16 protein-coding genes and 1 pseudogene are annotated in these 16,494 nt (G+C 63.0%); 12 read left to right on the top strand and 5 right to left on the bottom strand.

All coding sequences use genetic code 11. The annotated features are described in order from the left end of the window. Positions 1-23 precede the first annotated feature (23 nt). Both C1930_RS02235 and C1930_RS02240 read right to left on the bottom strand, forming a co-directional pair. The gene (locus C1930_RS02235; RefSeq protein ID WP_108770980.1) at positions 24-785 is read right to left on the bottom strand and encodes a hypothetical protein; all 762 of its coding nucleotides are present in this window, start codon (positions 783-785) and stop codon (positions 24-26) included. A 229-nt stretch (positions 786-1,014) separates the two neighbouring features. Next, complete coding sequence (locus tag C1930_RS02240; RefSeq protein ID WP_108770981.1) at positions 1,015-1,626, bottom strand: hypothetical protein; 612 nt, start codon at positions 1,624-1,626, stop codon at positions 1,015-1,017. 205 nt (positions 1,627-1,831) lie between these two features. Here C1930_RS02240 and C1930_RS02245 point away from each other — a divergent pair, with 205 nt between their 5' ends. The 7 genes from C1930_RS02245 (at position 1,832) to C1930_RS20385 (ending at position 6,535) form a co-directional block, all read left to right on the top strand. Then, positions 1,832-2,476 carry a DUF1629 domain-containing protein gene (locus C1930_RS02245; protein WP_108770982.1) on the top strand — a complete coding sequence of 215 codons (645 nt, stop codon included), beginning with the start codon at positions 1,832-1,834 and terminating at the stop codon, positions 2,474-2,476. A gap of 280 nt (positions 2,477-2,756) precedes the next feature. After that, positions 2,757-3,005 carry a hypothetical protein gene (locus C1930_RS02250; protein ID WP_108770983.1) on the top strand — a complete coding sequence of 83 codons (249 nt, stop codon included), beginning with the start codon at positions 2,757-2,759 and terminating at the stop codon, positions 3,003-3,005. 41 nt (positions 3,006-3,046) lie between these two features. Then, the gene (locus C1930_RS02255; RefSeq protein ID WP_108755253.1) at positions 3,047-3,688 is read left to right on the top strand and encodes a DUF1629 domain-containing protein; all 642 of its coding nucleotides are present in this window, start codon (positions 3,047-3,049) and stop codon (positions 3,686-3,688) included. A 249-nt stretch (positions 3,689-3,937) separates the two neighbouring features. After that, a complete protein-coding gene (locus C1930_RS02260) occupies positions 3,938-4,570 on the top strand; it encodes a DUF1629 domain-containing protein (RefSeq protein ID WP_108755254.1) in 633 nt (210 codons plus the stop codon). A 202-nt stretch (positions 4,571-4,772) separates the two neighbouring features. Further along, a complete protein-coding gene (locus C1930_RS02265) occupies positions 4,773-5,402 on the top strand; it encodes a DUF1629 domain-containing protein (RefSeq protein WP_108757624.1) in 630 nt (209 codons plus the stop codon). Positions 5,403-5,660: 258 nt separating this feature from the next. After that, a complete protein-coding gene (locus C1930_RS02270) occupies positions 5,661-6,290 on the top strand; it encodes a DUF1629 domain-containing protein (protein ID WP_108772523.1) in 630 nt (209 codons plus the stop codon). 47 nt (positions 6,291-6,337) lie between these two features. Then, on the top strand, positions 6,338-6,535 hold the full coding sequence (locus C1930_RS20385) for a hypothetical protein (RefSeq protein WP_199912443.1): 198 nt from the start codon (positions 6,338-6,340) through the stop codon (positions 6,533-6,535). Here C1930_RS20385 and C1930_RS02275 read toward each other — a convergent pair. After that, a pseudogene (locus C1930_RS02275) lies at positions 6,486-6,701 on the bottom strand (transposase); the annotation flags it as partial. The gene C1930_RS20385 and the pseudogene C1930_RS02275 sit on opposite strands and share 50 nt — an antisense overlap. Before the next feature lie 468 nt (positions 6,702-7,169). On the opposite strand from C1930_RS02275, the gene C1930_RS02280 reads away from it, so the two are divergent. Together C1930_RS02280 and C1930_RS02285 are read left to right on the top strand one after the other, a co-directional pair. Then, positions 7,170-7,802: a DUF1629 domain-containing protein gene (locus C1930_RS02280; RefSeq protein ID WP_234412722.1), complete on the top strand. Its 633-nt coding sequence runs from the start codon at positions 7,170-7,172 to the stop codon at positions 7,800-7,802. Positions 7,803-7,853: 51 nt separating this feature from the next. Further along, positions 7,854-11,312, top strand: a complete 3,459-nt coding sequence (locus tag C1930_RS02285) for an XVIPCD domain-containing protein (protein WP_108770984.1) — start codon at positions 7,854-7,856, stop codon at positions 11,310-11,312. A gap of 47 nt (positions 11,313-11,359) precedes the next feature. Here C1930_RS02285 and C1930_RS02290 read toward each other — a convergent pair whose 3' ends face one another. Together C1930_RS02290 and C1930_RS02295 are read right to left on the bottom strand one after the other, a co-directional pair. Further along, entirely contained in the window at positions 11,360-11,773 is a 414-nt protein-coding gene (locus C1930_RS02290; RefSeq protein ID WP_108770985.1) for a TonB family protein, read from the bottom strand. A gap of 95 nt (positions 11,774-11,868) precedes the next feature. Continuing rightward, positions 11,869-13,533, bottom strand: coding sequence for a hypothetical protein (locus tag C1930_RS02295; RefSeq protein WP_108770986.1), 1,665 nt, complete (start codon positions 13,531-13,533; stop codon positions 11,869-11,871). A gap of 298 nt (positions 13,534-13,831) precedes the next feature. Here C1930_RS02295 and C1930_RS02300 point away from each other — a divergent pair, with 298 nt between their 5' ends. Genes C1930_RS02300 through C1930_RS02310 form a run of 3 tightly spaced genes read left to right on the top strand, consistent with a single transcriptional unit; the run spans position 13,832 to position 16,413 of the window. Then, positions 13,832-14,758, top strand: a complete 927-nt coding sequence (locus C1930_RS02300) for an XVIPCD domain-containing protein (RefSeq protein WP_108761083.1) — start codon at positions 13,832-13,834, stop codon at positions 14,756-14,758. After that, on the top strand, positions 14,758-15,384 hold the full coding sequence (locus C1930_RS02305) for a hypothetical protein (protein WP_234412723.1): 627 nt from the start codon (positions 14,758-14,760) through the stop codon (positions 15,382-15,384). The genes C1930_RS02300 and C1930_RS02305 overlap by 1 nt, the downstream gene beginning before the upstream one ends. Positions 15,385-15,387: 3 nt before the next feature. After that, a complete protein-coding gene (locus C1930_RS02310) occupies positions 15,388-16,413 on the top strand; it encodes an XVIPCD domain-containing protein (RefSeq protein ID WP_108770987.1) in 1,026 nt (341 codons plus the stop codon). Positions 16,414-16,494: the final 81 nt, after the last annotated feature.

Below are 16,494 nucleotides of genomic sequence, written 5' to 3' on the forward strand. Positions count from 1 at the left end.
GGAGGGCGAGGGTAGTAGCGGCGTCAGCCGTAGTGACGGCGATGGCGGTGCAGCGCACGCTGCAGGTTCTGCAGGGCCTTCAGCAGTTCGTCGCGCCAGCCATGGGTGGGCAGCTCGCGCACCGCCGAATGGGCGGCACAGACAAACGGGGTGCCGGCCCAGCGCTCGGCCAATGCGCGGGCCCAGCGATCAAACGCATCAGCGGCACCGGCTCGCGGCTGCAGCACACGCGGCAGCGTGGGGTGGAACTTCAGGCGCGACTGCGGCAGCCACCTGCCCAGCATGCCGGGCGCTGCCAACACGTTCAGCGTGTCATCCACATGGACAATGCCGCTGTGGCGATGGCGGACCAGCACCGAACCGGCGTGCACGCTGTCATTGGCCGGCACCAGATCCAGTCCTGCGGGAATGGAGAAATCCAGGTCGTCGGCAAAGTCGGCCTGGGTGGCCACGTCCTCGATAACGTGCGGATCCCACGGCAGGTGCGGCGCCCGCTGCAGATGACGGCGGGTGCCGATCAGGCGGGCAGCGGGCAGCAGCCGGTGCAGCGGCTCGCAGTGCAGGGTATGGAACGGATGCACGTTGATGATCGCGTCCACCAATGTGCCGCCGGCGGTAAGGCCGAGCAGGGCCTGGCGCTGGGCGTCACTGGGGGTGTAGCTGTCCAGCACCACGAAGCGGCCATTGCTGCGGCGGAGTACGGAAAGCTGCGTACCTACGTCGAGCAGCCCGGCGACCTTGAAGGTGCCGCGCAGGTTCCAGAAATCGGGGGCGAGTTGCTGCATCACGATCAGATGGCGAGGCTTTGGGTGCCGTCGCTGGGGTCTGCTTGGGGGTGTGACTGATCGTGCGCAGGCCGCGATTCCAGCGGCGTGAAAGCGGGTGATGGGGATGTCAGGGGTGGGAGGGGAGCTTTGCGGGCGCCGCTCCGTCAGCAGCGCGTCTTCAGGGCTGACGCCGGGTAACGATGACCGGAGTGGCCGGGCGGCTCGGCGCTCAACTTTCAGGTCCAGTTTAGAGATTGCGTGACCTGCCGTGGTTGGGCTCAATGTCGACCTGGAGCCCCATGGTGCGCGCCAGCTGCCTCACCTGCGGGTCCAGGCTTCTGGCCATCTCCGCATCGCCCTCGATCATGATCAGCACGCGGTTTTCGCCCGGAAAGCCCGAGATGCCTGTCAACCCTGGAATCGAGCTGAAGATCAGCGGGTTGTTCCGTTCGAGTATCCGATCGAACTCCGCTTCCGTGTGCACGTTCCCGGTCTCGAACACCACGCGCGTGCTTCCGCTTCCGGTCTTCACTACCCGGTTGGGCACCGGCTCGGTTCCGGTCAGTTCCACGAAGATGTGCTGATCGGGTGCATGCCGCAATGAAAGGGAGGACAGGCGGTCCGCGAACTCGCTTCTGAGCGCTTCGAACGTGGGATTGAGTTCGCCCTGGATGGCGAGCCGTGTGATGGCGTCATCGATCGAAACGCTGGGGTTTTCAGTGATGTAGTTGCGGGTAACGATTTCCATTTCCGCGTCCAAATCTGCAGCGGCAGCGGCAGCGGCGGCGGAGGTCTGGGCATGGGTTGTTCCGCAGAACAGCGCGAGGGCAGCGGCCCATATCAGTTGTCTTCCTTGCATGTTGAACTCCTTGAGATTCCTGGCCGTTGCAGGGGGCTATGGCCACATCCGCAAGGCCAGAGTACCTTCCGGCGCCGGACAGGGTTGTGTTCGAGTTCTCAGGCCGGTTACTTGAACAGGGGGAGCTGTTCGATATGAATACCTCTTCCAGCAACTTCCAGCTGCAATTAGGCTGGAAGCCGGTATTCAGGGGAAGATGAGAAGTATGGAGCCGTCGAAGTCAAACCTGCCCAAGTGTGGGGAGTTCTTCCTGCTGATGCCTGACACAACTCGTGGCGGGAGGGGGCATGGCGTGGTGTTCGAGAATGTCAATAACCTCAGGGTTCCTCCACGGCTTGTCCTCCGTCCTGAGGGAGGGGGATTTCCTCCGTTGATCGAAAAACCGCTACTCGTCTACTCGCCCAAGAAGGGTGAACCTCCGGAGGACCTCGAGGGGGGGATGAGTGGCTACTGGCTGGTCTCGGCCCGCCTGCGTGACGTGTTCGTCTCATTCGACCCGGACGCATTTGAATTTGTGGCGTGCGACTACAGGCTTGCTGATGGCTCCAAGGGGCCAAGCTACTTCCTATGTGATGTTACTCGCGTCCTGGACGCGGTCGACGAAGACGCTTCAACGTTTCGTATTGTTCGAGACGAAGGCTATCCAGGAGGCAAGTTCTACGACCTTCGAGGAGGAAGCTCCTTGGCGTTCCGCAAGGATCTGATTGGAGCCTCGCATGTTTTCCGGACGCCTTACTCTGGAAATCTGGTGTTCTGCGACAGCGCACTGCGGATTGCGGTTCTGGCCGCTGGAATCGGTGGCGGGGAAGTATCCCGAGGGCTGTGGTTTACGGACGCAACAGATATCTGAAGCTGCAAGAAGAACTCTGGCCTCCGCCGGGGGCGATGGTCCCCAGCCACATGGCCCGAGTACCTCCCTGTGCTGGGCACGGCTGTGTTCGAGTTCTTAGGCCGGTGCCTTGGAGACATGGCCCGGTGATGGATTCCCCGCCGTGAGGACGAGCGCAGGGTGTGACGCAAGTCCGTTCCTCATGGAGTTTCATTGCATTCCGATTGCCCGAAGGCCCGGCCCCGAGTAAAAAGAGGCCGTTGCTGGCCATCTTGCTTGGTGCTCATTGGAAGGGAAAAGCATGTCCAATAGTGATGAACAGGTAGGCCTGTTCGATCTGCACCTGGCCATTGGGCCGACGATCGTTGCCGGCAGCCCACTGCTTCGGCGTCTGGACGTGGCCGGAGCCTTCGATATGAATGCCTCGCAGAACCGGCTCTACCTGCCTGCCGAGGCGGCCGCGGTTGCACGGGCAGTGGGCGCTGTGCGGGACTTGCAGGACATTGTGAAAGTCGCGCTGATCAATGGGGATCTGGTGCTGGCCGTATAGAAGCGAGTTGCAGCGCTACAGGGATGCCAAGGAGGCACGCGATGGAGCCCACAGACGATGGCCTGGCCGAGATGGGAGAGTACTTCCTCTTCGCGCCTGATCTGGAGACGAATCATCCTTTTCGAGGTGCCGTCTTCGACAATGTGCAGGCGCTGCTTACGCCGCCCCGACTCATCCTGCGTCCGGAGGGGGGTGGCTTTCCCGAGTTGCGCGAGACGCCGCGCATCATCTTTGATGCATCTCTAGGGCCCACGCCGCGCGATCTGGAGGGTGGCTTCGATGGCTATTGGCTTGTCTCCGAGCGTCTACGCAATGCCATGTGCGCGGTCGACCCGGAAGCGTTTGCATTTGTGGAGTGTGAGATCCGCATGCCGGACGGCGCGCGGGGACCGCGTTACTTCCTATGCGATGTCGTGCGTGAGTTGGACGCACTCGATGAGGACAGATCCCGGCTGGACATAGAGGTGGACGACGACTTCGTGAATGGAAAGTTCTACTCGATCACCGGTGGGGCGAGCCTGGCGTTCAACAGGAGCGCTCTGAGCGGCGCACACGTGTTCCTTACTCCGTTCAGTACGTTTGTCATCGCCGACCGCTGCTTCGTCGACGTCATCCGGGCGGCGGGGATTCCCACGGCCACAAGGCTGAGTGGGATCTCCTTCATCGATGCAGCACGCATCTGATCATCGTGGAAAGGGAATGAATGATGATCTGCATGGAATGGAGCCTTCGCGCATGAGTCATCCTGAGTGGTGCGAGTTCGTCCTACTGATGCCGGATGCCAGCCGACGGGGAAGGCGACAGGGTGTGGTGTTTGAGAACCTCCCAGGCCTGCGCACGCTTCTGCTTAGGCGCTCGCCTGGAAATCTGGCAGCCTTGTCCTCTGCAGTCGATGACTGCGAGCTCTCGATCATTCGCTAGGACAGCCCCTCATGACATCGAATATTCCGAAGAAGGGTGAGTACTTCGAGTTGCGGCCAGATGCAAGGCGTCGCGGCAAGGGGCATGGCGTAATCTTTGTGAATGAACCGGAACTCAAGACGCCTCCACACTTTCTACTGCGTCCGGATAGCGGTGGCTTCCCAGCTCTCCGCGAAGTTCCCCGTCTTGTGTACTACGAGACGGAGGGGTGGCCACCTCAGGATCTTGAGGCAGGCATGAGTGGGTATTGGCTTGTCTCAGCACGGCTTCGACATGTCATGGAGACGGTGGATCCCGCGGCATTTGCGTTCAACGAAACCGATTACCGCTACGCCGACGGAGCAAGCGGAGATTCGTACTTTCTATGTGACGTCGTAAGAACGTTGGACGCGCTGGACGAAGAGTCATCTCAGTTGAAGATCATTGTCAGCGATGACTACGAAGAGGGTAAGTACTATGGACTTACCGGCGATGTGCGCTTGGCGTTCAAACGGGAGGTCATTGGCGATGCACACGTGTTCCGCCTCCCGTACTACGAAGGTGTGTTCTGTGATCGCGTCTTCAAGGAGGCGGTGGAAGCCGCCGGAATAGTCACCAAGAGCTCTTCAAACGGGGTCTGGTTCCATGACGTGGTGACCGGCTGACATTGGAGGGTTCGTTGAGCAGCGAACGCACGGCTGTTGCCCCAGGGAGCATCGGAACGAAAGCCAGCCGGCGGAAATGTAGTGGTTGCCCTGTGGTCGCCAAGGTGTTCTACAGAACGGCGCTGCCAGCATGCGACGCCTGCAGGCAAGATTTGGCTCGCGTTCGTCCCAGCAAAGTAGCTCGAGGATGAAAGAGGTAGACATGAGTAAGGTTGACCCGCCTAAAGGCATGTTCTATGTGCTCAGCCCCGATATCGGCGCGCCTGGTCGGGGGCACGGGGTTGAGTGGGACAATGAGGATGAGATCCCCTGGCCTGCATTCATGGGCGATCCGGCTGGAATCGGTGGACTGACTTCGCTGAAGACGGTTCCCAGGCTTCGCTACGATAGCCAGATCGGCGACATGCCTTCGGATCTGCATGGCGGTTTCAAAGGCTACTGGCTGGTATCGCAGGCGCTCAAGGATGTTTTGGAGCAAGCGGACGCAGATGGTTTTTCTTTCGCGAGGTGCACTTTCAAGCTTGAGGATGGCTCGGAAGGTGAGCCACATTACCTATGTGAAATCAGGCGGATTCTGGACGCTGTTGATGAAGAGGCATCCAGCGTGAAGGTCCTTGAAGGCTACCCGAATGGTAAGTACTACAGCCTCTCCGGTGGAGCAAAGTTGTCATTCAAAGTGGCTGAGGTAGGTGCGGCACATGTGTTCATGGACATCCACTCAGGTAGCCGGGTGTACTGCGATAGGGTGTTGCGCGACTGCTTGGTTGAGCACGGATTTGGGACGGCAGCGAATCCGCGCGGTATCTGGATTGAAGACGCTGCGGACTACTAGCGCCAGACGGACTTCCCAGTTGGAAAGGAGTTCCATGATCGAATCTGTATTTGGCGTCAGTCCATTCAAGCGTGGCGCTTGGCTGATGGACGCCATCGGTCTCTCATTGGTCGGTTCGCAAGCGCACGGAAGTCGTTGTGACAAGACTTGAGGGAGCGAGGTCCAATGGGCGAGCTAGGGGCTCGCCGAGCTCTGGCGGCAGCCTATTTCAGAGAGGATACGCAGTGTAACTGCGGTGACAGACGTGAGAGACAGAGAATGGCCAATCAGCATGCGTCCAAGAAGGGCGAGTTCTATCTGATCGACCCAGACACCCGAGGAGGCGCGCGCGGTCACGGGATCACGCTGAGCAATGCCGATGATGTTCCACTCGCTGAGGCTCTGAGCTTGCCTGCGGGTAGTGGTGGGCTCAAAGCGCTGGCGGTCATGCCGCAATTGCGCTTCGACGTCAGCAAGGGCGAACTGCCTCTTGACCTGCAAGGCGGGTTCAAAGGCTATTGGCTGGTATCTGATTCGTTGAAGCGGGTGCTTGAATCTGTAGATCCGGACGCGGTTTCCTTCGCTCGCTGCGAGTACGTCCAGGATAATCATCTGGAGGGAGATGCGCGCTTTCTCTGCGAGGTGGTGAGGACCCTCGACGCCATTGACGAAGCTGCGTCAGTGGTCAACGTGCGCACCGGGTACCCTGGCGGCAAGTACTACAGCCTTGCAGGCGGGGCGCGTCTTGCGTTCCATAAGGATGTTACCCGTGGATCGCATCTCTTCATGGATCTTCATTCTCGACGAATCGTCTGCGACAGAGTCATGAGGGATGCCCTTGTGGAGAGCGGGTTTGGTGGGTGCGAGCATCCGCGCGGGGTCTGGTTGGAGGATTCAGCTGACTACTGATCTCTGTCGATAGATTGGTTTCTGCTGCCAAGGAAGGAGCGATCTCAATGACAATTCTGCAAAGCCACCATGTTTTTGAGCAAGCTGAGTTTGACAGTCATTCTCTCCTGCAACTATTGGCGCAGGAGGGATTCATTGAGAAGCACGAATCCGCTAACAGAATCTATCAGCCAAGGAATGGGGACCTAGAGCGTGTTATGGACGTTGAAGAAGGCTGGCGGCGTTTCCCAGCAGCAGGATACTGAAGACGACCAAGTGGAGCCCAGCCAATGTCTCAGGTAGGCGCTCGTAGTCCCGGGCCAGACGCCTGAAGCGGTTGACCCAACCCAAACTGCTTTCGACCACCGAGCGACATGGTAGAAGCACAAAACCCTTCTTCGCTTCCTGCAGCTTCACCACGTGCAGCTCAATGTTCCGCTGAACAGCGCGAGCGTAGCTGCCAAGATCAGCTGTCTTCCTTGCATGTTGAACTCCTTGAGGGTCCTGGCCTTTGCCGGGGGCTATGGTCCCCACCCGCAAGGCCAGAGTACCTCCCTGCGCTGGTCACGGCTGTATTCGAGTTCTCAGCCCGGTGCCTTGGAGACCTGGCCCGGCGATGGGTTCCTCTCCGTGAGGGCGGGCGCTGGGTTTGACGCAGGTCCGTTCCATATGGGGTTTCATTGCATTCCGATTGCCCGAAGGCCCAGCCCCGAGTAAAAAGGGGGCCGTTGCCGGCCATCGTGGATGAAGCCGTCCAAACATAGCTGCCGTTGGTTGCCGGCGCACGCGATTTGCCTTGGCACGGAATTGTATGCGAGAAGGCGGAGAAATCGGCGGCGGATGAGGCCGGGGCACCAAGGCGTGTGTACGGCAGAGAATGCTTCGAATCGGGAGATCAGAGTGAAAGAAGTCAACGCGCCGAGGAGTGGCGAGTTCTACCTCGTAACGCCGGATACCAGGGGTGGTGGCCGCGGACGAGGATTAGTGTTGGAGAACAAACAGGACATCCCGCTGGCACGCCACCTCAGTCTGCCGCCCGGAAGCGGGGGGCTCTCGGGCCTGAGGGATGTCCCGTGCCTTCGCTATGACAGTTCGATTGGAGAAATGCCCCGTGATCTTGAGGGAGGATTCAAAGGCTATTGGCTAGTCTCCGAGGCTTTCAAGAATGTACTTGAAAGAGTTGATCCGGAGGGGTTCGAGTTCAAGAAGTGCGCGTTTGTATCTGCGGATTTCTCTGCGGACAATTCATACTTTCTATGTGAAGTCGTTCGCACCTTGGATGCAATTGATCAGGCAGCATCCAACGTGGAAGTGCTCGTGGATGGATATCCAAATGGCAAGTTCTATGACATAGCCGGTGGCGCCAATCTCGCCTTTCGCAAGGACGTCGTAGCTGGATCCCATGTGTTCAGGACTCCGTTCACTGCAGATGTGTACTGCGATCGCGTCATGCGTGACGCGATGATTGAGTCTGGATTTGGAAACACTCCCCTCACGCGTGGAGTGTGGCTGATGGATGCCGCCAGCCTTTGATCGCCCAGCGAGCAATTCTGCACGAGAGTCATTGCGAAGGAGATCGCGAGAATGCAGTCCAATGGAGTGATCCTGCAAAGCCACCATGTTCTTGAGAAGAGCCTGTTCGTAAACAACGAACTGCTCGATAAGCTGGTTGAGCGGGGTTTGATGGATCCAGACTCGTCGGCCAACCGCCTGTACCTTGCGGTAAACGGTGGGCTCGCTGAAGATCTTGAAGCATCGCCGCACCGGGGCCGTACGCGCAGCTCGTATACGTCAGGTGTGACCAATGCCATCAACGCGATCGGTAGATCTGGAGACGGTATCGCCGCCCTGAACGACGATCTAGCTGCACTGAAGCGCGTCGCCTCTCGGGTCGAAGAGCTGCGTGACACGTTGAAGGTGGCGTTGATCAATGGTGACCTATTCGCTACCACGCCGAACTTCATGACATCGCGTGAAACCGACGAGGTCAACCTTCGCACGATTGGTGCCAGAGCGCAGTATAGGATTGATCACGCTGATCAGTTGAATGAGCTCAATCGCATGCGTCCCGTTGAGTCAGAGTGGGCGGCAATGGTCCGGTCGGACTCGCGGGTTGGGCGCTTGCTCGATGAGGTTCTCGCCAAACCTCAGAATCTTGTGGCAGGTCCTGGCGAGCGTGATGCGTTGGCGCGTGAAGTCGCTGGGCGAATGGAAATGCGGCTTGCGGTATCGGATGCGGAGCAGTCTGGCCGTTTGGCGCTTTCCGAAGCGACGCGTGCTCGCGTTCAGCAGACCTTGGTGGACGACCTTCCCGGCATCGGTAGAGCCCGGGCAGACCTCTATGATCTTACCCATACAGCGACCCATGCATACAAACCCGTCTCGCAACGCGGCTTCGTTACCCTCGACCTCCTCATAGGCGAAGCCTCCGCCAGCCAGCTCGTCCGCTCCGGCGGTCTCCTCGCCTCCGGCGTGGACGCCATCCTGACCACCCAACGCATTTCCGAGCACCTGCAGCAAGGCAATGGCACCGCCGCCCAGTCCGAGTTCAACCACACACTCGCACGCAGTGGCGGGGGCTGGTTGGGCGGCATGGCCACGGCATCGCTCATCGGAACCTCCAGCTTCGTGCCGGCGGCAGTGGTGGCGGCCGACGCGCTGTTCATGAGCAAGGCCTTCGACAAGGGCGCCGATCTGCTCGACAACCGTGCGGTGTATCAGCAGGAAGACGCGGCGGGTGTGCTTTGGAAGTTCGACAGGCTGAACTGGCAGCGCCAGGCGAAGCTGGAGGATGCCGCCGAACGTTCGCCCAACGCTGTCGAGTTCAGCGTGGGTGCCAGCTATGAAAAGGCGCGTGAGCTGGGGGCCAAGGCCAGCGCGAGCGCTGTCGAGTTGGCACTGGGCAAGGCGCCCGAGCCGCAGAACCCGTTCAACCTTCCCGCTGGCCCGCAGGATGTGAACGGTCTGGATAACCAGAACTGGCAGCGCGATCCGCAGACCGAGCAATGGATCCGACAGGTCAAGACAGACGTGGTGGGGGCCAACGATCGCGGCGTGTACGAAACCCAGTTAGCCACCCCGGAACGTGCGGCCGAGTTGAACCGGCAGGCCGTGCAGCGCATTGAAGACAACATCGCGCATGGCAAGGCGGCAATCGCAGCCAGCTACCTGGAAGCGCGCGCGGCAAGCCGCGCCAGTGATTTCGTGCCCTTGGTGCCGGACGCCGTGGACGCGGCGCGCGCCAAGCCCGATGCCATTCTTGGGTCGGACAACACCCTGTATCACCGCGATGCGGCTGGGCAATGGTCGCACCAGGGCGTAGTGGCCCAGGGCAACATGGCGTTGGAGCTGGAGCTGACCCGCACCATCCAGCAGCCATCGCTGGATGCGCTCGAGCGCAGCCTTGCCGAACTGGAGGCCAGGCCGGCGCCCACGAACGCGGAGATGAACCGCAACGAGGTCCGGCATAGATACGCCTCGGCCGGCATCACGCCTTCGCCGCAGTGGCTGGACGCCATCGAGCTGGCAATGGAGCGTACACGCAGCCAGCACGGCATCAATGGGCCCACGCTGCAGCAATTGGCGCCCGCGGTGGACGGCGTCGCGGGTGAATCGCGCGCCATTATCCATTACCAGGTGGGCGAAGACGGCGTGGCCCGGCCGGTTGCCACGACAACCACCGAAGAGCTGCAGGCGGCGTGGCGCGAAGTGCGCGAGCGCGCTGGCGAGCAGGCGCCGATACCCGAGCCGCCCGAGCTGCGTATTGCCGCACTGTCGCCGCGCGAGCAGGAGGCGTACCAGCAGGCGCTGCAGGAGGCGAATCGGCAGGGCGCTGCCACGGTGGATGCAGGGCAGGTGGCGTCGGCTGCTGCACAGCATGCGCGGCCGGACGATCCCGCACCTGCCGACGCACCCGACGCCGTCGCCGAAGCACAGCGCGCAGCGGAACGGCATCGCCCGCCCACGCCCGTTGAGCCGACGGCTGCAGCTGCGCCACCGGTGCTGCCGGCTGGCCCAACACGGGAGCGCGATCCCAATGCACTGCTGACAACGGATGACCCACGCACCTCCCAGCCATCCCGGCAGGTTGAGGAAGCTGCAAAGCCCGAGCGGCGCACCGAAGCGGCGCAGCACCCGCCGCCGCAGGTAGAGGCCGAACGTCCCGCTACCACGCATTCCACGCCAGTGGCTGCCGAGCCGTCGCTGCAGCCGAGCCACGACACTACGCCTGAGTCACTGCCAACGCAGGCCGAGGCAGCGCCTGTCACTGCGCAGCTTGTGCGGGACGAGCCCACTGAACGCGAGCCCATGGCCCACGCGAGCACGGTGGTCGCAGACCCGCCGCCCCCGCCCCCTGCGCCGGACGTGCAGATGGAACCTGCAGCGCCGCTGCAGAACGAACCGGAGGCGACACAGGTTGTGCCAGAGGGAACTGCAGAACAGCCCGCCGTCGATCGCGCCGTGGCGCCTGAGGGTGAGCAGGCCGAGGTCAAACCTGCGCCAGCGCCCGAGGTGGTGCTTGAGGAGGCTGTGCCCGAACCTGCGGCACCCGCATCTGCGCCCCAGCCCAGCGCTGCTGAGCCGCTGCAGGGCGCGCCTGAGGAAACAACCAACCCCACGCGCCCGGGCCATGCCGACTACCCGCTTTACCAGCAGATCTGCGAGCGCGTGCAGGACCTGGACGCCCGTTACGGCCGCAGCTTCGATGCAACCAGCGAGCGGGTGGCCGCCAGCCTGCTGGTGCTGGCCAAGGACAACGACCTGGAGCGGGTGGACCACGTGCTGGTCAGCAACGCCACCGCGGAGCATCCCGCTGGCCACCGGCTGTTCGTGGTGCAGGGCGATCCGGCCGACCCCGCCCACCGGCGCGCCGACATGCCTACCGAGCAGGCAGTGCAGACACCGGTGGAGGAATCGCTGCAGGCGTTCGATGCGGTCAGCTACGAGGCGGCGCAGCGTGCAGCGGCCAATCTTGCACAGCAGCAGCTGGAGGACGAGCGCGTGCAGCAGGACATACAGGTGCGTGCGGCCAGCGCGGGCTAGACCGCTTGCGCGGCGCGTGCGCTCAGCGCCCGCCTGGCAGTCGCGTGTCAGTTCTCCGCCAGGAACTGCACCTTCACCCGCAGCTTCACCGGCACGGCCACGCCATCGATCACCACCGGCTCGAACCGCCACTGGTTGATCGTTCTGAACGCCGCACGATCCACGTCACGCAGGCGGCTGGAGAGCTCCACCATCACATTGGTCACCACACCGGTGGCATCCACATCGGCCGCCACGACTATCGGCAACGGCGGTGCCTGGACACCGTCGGGCAGGCGCGGCAGCGGCGCATACAGCGTGGCGGGGGTGTGTTCCAGTACGAGGCCGGCGTTGTCACCGGGCTCTACATACACCTCAGTGGTAACAGCGGGCGTTTCCGCGCCGGCCGCAGCAAAAGGTGCGCCACAGGCGAGCGCCGCCAGTGCCAGCGCCAGCGCCAGCATCACAGTGAATCGAGACATCGGGAATCTCCGTTTCCAGTGCCAGCCAGCGTAACGCCTGGCGACACGGTTTCACTCAAAGAAAGGCCCCCGAAGCGAACCTCGGGGGCCGTGCACTACACCTGTTCCACCGTCTGCTGGCGTTGCGGCAGCTCCGGCGGGCGTGCGCCCTGGCTCATCACCTCACGCACCTGGTGTTCCTGCTGGTAGAACTGGCCGGCCCGATCCTGTGCGTCGCGGCTGTAGTCCTCAAAGACGCCGAACAGGGCGCGCGATTCGTCCGGCAGCAGGTCCAGCGCGGTGATGTGGCGCTTGCCGCCACGCGCGAAAGCCACCGAGGTCACTTCGGCCACGCACACCGCCACCCGCAGCGGCCCGAAGCGCACGGCGCCCTCGGCCAGCGTGCCGTTGCCGGCGTAGGCATTGCCCGCCACGCGCTTGGCGCGGTGGTAGGTGCCGCGGTAGCTGACCCGGTACACGGTGGACTGGAAGTCCACGCGGTTCCACAGCTTGTGTGCCGACGCCAGCGCGAACTGCGCCGAGGAAATGAAGCCCAGCGCGATCAGTCCCATCATGGCCGCGCCGCTGCTGCGCGCGTACAGGAAGGCGAACACCACGCCCACCAGGCCCAGCACCAGGCCGAACAGGCCCAGCGCCAGCAGCGGTCGCTGCGTGTCCGAGTTCCAGGCGGCCGTGAACGCTTCGGCCAAGCGCGGTGCGCTCTGGTCGGCGCGCACGCGCGGTTCGGTTTCCAGCAGCAGGTGACCGTCGAAGGCATCATTGCTGACCTCGTGGTCCTGCGCGTAGTACTGGCTGGGGTAGGGCATGCGCGTTTTCAGGCGCTCCAGCAGGCCGCTGGTCAGATCGGGCATCTGCAGATCCTCGCGCACCAGATGGCGCGCGGCCGAGGCGCTGTAGCCGCCGGTCTGGGCGATCAGCGAAACGGTGAACAGGGCACTGGCGATCAGCGCACTGCCCAGCACCGCGATGGTGGGCAGCACGACGGTGGCCACAGCAAAGGGCGGCGTGGGCACCTGCACCGGCGACAGGGTGATGGCCAGCGGGCCGGCAATGGACACCAGCAGCAGCGCTACCATCGCGCCCCAGCGCGGTGCGGGCACGGTGTCGGGGGCCGCTTCCATGGCGCCGCGGCGGATGGCCGCCAGGGTCGCGAAAGGCTTCAGCAGCAGCACGGCCAGCGCGAAGTACAGGCCGGCCATCCAGGCAAAGGCCGCAGGCTGGGCGAACACCCACGCCAGCGCGAAGCTGACCAGCACACCGGCCAGATACACGGCGCGGCGCAGCTGGGTTTCCGCATGCCAGCGGATGGCAGACGGCGCGTTGATCAGGTGCGGCACCAGGCCATACAGCATGGACAGCAGCGGATCATCCGGGCGCTGGCGCACGGTGATGCCGTCGTTGATGAGGCCCACCAGGTGGTTGCTGACCGAGCCGGTGCCCGACGGCACCGCAATCTGCCCGGCCTCGCCCGGCAGCACGGTGAAGCGGAAGTAGCGCATGGCCACGCCCACATGCACACCGCCCAACAGCAGCAGGGTCAGGCCAGTCATGGCACGGCCGACCGAGCCCAGGCCCATGGCGCGTACCTGTTCGGCGTTACTGACGCCCAGCAGCAGCACCAGGCCCATCACCATGGCGAATGCGCCCAGGGTGAGGTGCAGGGTGTTGGGCAGACGCATCGGGTTGACGGTGGCGGCCTGGGACGGCGGCGTGCTGTATTCGGTGCTCATCGGGTTCTCGAACGGGCGCTTGAACGGCATTAGCGGCGGGTTCGGGAGATTCTTGAGAGGCGCGCTACGCACATACACGCTGCGTGTCCTGCATCCTGATTATCGAGAAGATGCAGCGCACCGAGTATGCAGATCGGTGCATGTGTTTTGGCAGCGCCGCGCCATTCCGGCGCCGCATGCTGCAACACCTTGCCGGAATCACCGGAATGCTCTCTGGTTCACACATTCAGCAAGCCAATCGCGTCACCACCCCCACCTCCACCTGCCGCTCCACCCACCTGTGCGATCATCCGGCCAGGACCGCAGTACCCAACAAGGCAAAGCAGGCATGGAGCAGGCAACACGCTATACCGTCACCGTATTCCTGGCCGCGCCGGGCACCCCGCTGAAGAGCGGCGGCAGTTCGCCGCGCGGGCAGATGTTCCTGCAGGTAGCCGCCGGTGACGAGGCCCACAGCTACGGCTTCGCGCCACCGCGCCTGCCGCCGGGCGAGACCGCCAGCGGCGTGCAGTACGCACAGGTGCGCCACGACGATGCCGACGAGCACGTGGACCCTTACTACAGCCGCACGCTGGAAATCACCGAGGAGCATTACGGCTGCCTGCGCGATTTTGCCGAGGAACCCGCCGAGTTCGAATTCGACGTGGACCGCCCGGCCACCATCAACCGTTGCAGCGATTTCGTCTGGGCCGCGCTGAACTACGCGCGCCTGCACCCGCTGCCCGCGCCGCTGGATGGTGGCAGCGACCTGGGCGAATTCGCCGTGCTGTTCAACCTGCCGGAAATCCAGTGCATTGCCGCACCGTTCCCGGACAGCGATCTGAACGCCGAGCATCACCACCCGATGCCCGCGCGCGAGGCCGAACTGCACCGCCAAGGGGTACGGCCCGACGATCAGCCGCCGCCCACGCCCATTGAAGTGGCCGGCACGCTGCTGGACCCCTCGCACCCCGACCATCGTCTGTTCGCGCAGCTGATCCAGAAAGTGGCCGAGCTGGATGCCGCGCACGGGCGCACCTTCGATGACACCAGCCAGCGCATCAGCGCCAGCCTGCTGGTGCTGGCCAAGCAGAACAACCTGTCACGCGTGGACCACGTGCTGCTCAGTCGCCCCACGCAGGACAGCCCCGCCGCGGGCAGCATCTTCATCGTGCAGGGCGACCGCAACGACCCCGGGCACCGCCGCGCCAGCATTGCCACCGAAGTGGCGGCGCAGACCGACGTGGCCGATTCGCTGCGGTTGAAGGAGCAGTGATGCGCGCGGTGCGTGCCGTTGTTGCGTCTGCGGCGCTTGCCTTGCTGGTGGGCTGCGGCAGTGGTTCGTCACCGGAAGCGCCGAAGCTGCTCACCCGCGCCGAGGCCGAAGCCCGCACCGTGGTGCCGTTCACTCGTGGTGTGCGGTTGGACAAGGCGGGGCGGATCGTGGATGTGACCTTTGATGCGCCCGCGGTGGTTGATCCACAGATGCCGTGGCTGAAGCTTGGTTTGAGGTTGCAGGGACAGGACGAAGAGGCGCTGTCAAAGGCCGCCGACAGTCTGAGAGAGGGCGCGTTGAAGGTGCGGGTTCACCTTGATCGCCTGGACAGGAAGAACGCTGGCGCCGTCATTCTTTCGCGGTCATCCGATGATGGCCGAGACTGGGTTCCAATTCCCAACGATGGTCACGTGGACCGTGTGTCGCCCGCAACGGTGGATACCTATCCGTTGATTGAGGCAGGGCTTCACTCGCGGGACGTGTCATATCGGACGCTGGAGATGGCCGATGCAGGCTTGATTGATGCGGGCCGCTACCGGGTTACGGTCGACGCTGTGGACGATCGGCCCGAATTCAGGAATCTGCAGGTCGAGTTCATTGCGGCCTACTACTCACTAGGAAAGTAAGTCATGCAACCGACAGCCGAGCGCTACACCGTTACCATCCATGCCGCTGCACCCGGCACGCCGCGCCATGGCAAGCGGGAGGGGCATGAGATTGTTCTGAACGACTCCCAGGTCGGCCACATGTATTTTTCGCTGGACCGGCCTGGAGCGCTCGACGAGGAGGGAAAGAAGCTGGCGCCGCTGAGCTTTGGCTTGACCCGCGACGTTGGTGCCGATGGCAGCAGCCATGGGAAAGTTGAACTGCATGATGTGCGGATCTACCAGAATCCGCGGTTCGAGCGCACGATCGAGATCAGCAAGGAACAATACGAAAAGCTGAAACAGTTCGGCGAGTCGCCGGCCAAGCACGGCTTCGACATGGACAACTACAACCTGATCACCAATGCCTGCTCGGACTTCACCTGGAATGCGCTGAACCACGCCGGGCTGCACCCGGTCGGTGCAGCCGGTCCTATCAAGAACTACGAAGGCTCGATCAAGGTGCTGGACAACATTCCGGCCATCAACGCCATTCCGCAGCAGATCAAGGGAAGTGAGCTGGATGCGGTGAAGTGGAATGAGATGCCCAAGCAGAGCTTCGGTCAATGGTGGATCTCGCAGCATGGCGAACCGGCACAGAATGCCAACCCCTTGGACGGTACGCCCGCCGATCCTTCCCACGCCGATCATGCGCGCCTGAACCAGCTGCACACGCAGGTAGCGGCGACGGGGGCGTTCGGCGATGAACTGGGCAATGTGAGTGCAAGCCTTCTTGCGCTGTCCCACCAGAACGGCTTCGCGCGGGTGGATGAGGTCGTAGTGGGCGAGCGCCGCGGCGATGCAGCGCCCAACCTGTTCATCGTGCAGGGCGATCGCGCCGATCCAGCGCACCTGCGCGCCAGCCTGCCGGCGGATGTGGCGGCGCAGACCCCGGTGGCGGCTTCGTTCGAGCGCGTCGAACAGCTTGCCCAGGCCCAGCCGCAGCGCGACGCACAGCGCCTGCAGGAGGACCAGCAGCTGCAGCAGTCGCAAGGCCCGCGCATGGCCTGAGGCCACCGCCCCGCCGCGCGCGGCCCACGCACCAGCCCCACCTGCTACCATTGGCCTGCTAACCCAGCCAGCCCACCCTGC

It is taken from the genome of Stenotrophomonas sp. SAU14A_NAIMI4_8, from assembly GCF_003086695.1.
In the GTDB taxonomy this organism is placed as follows: domain Bacteria; phylum Pseudomonadota; class Gammaproteobacteria; order Xanthomonadales; family Xanthomonadaceae; genus Stenotrophomonas.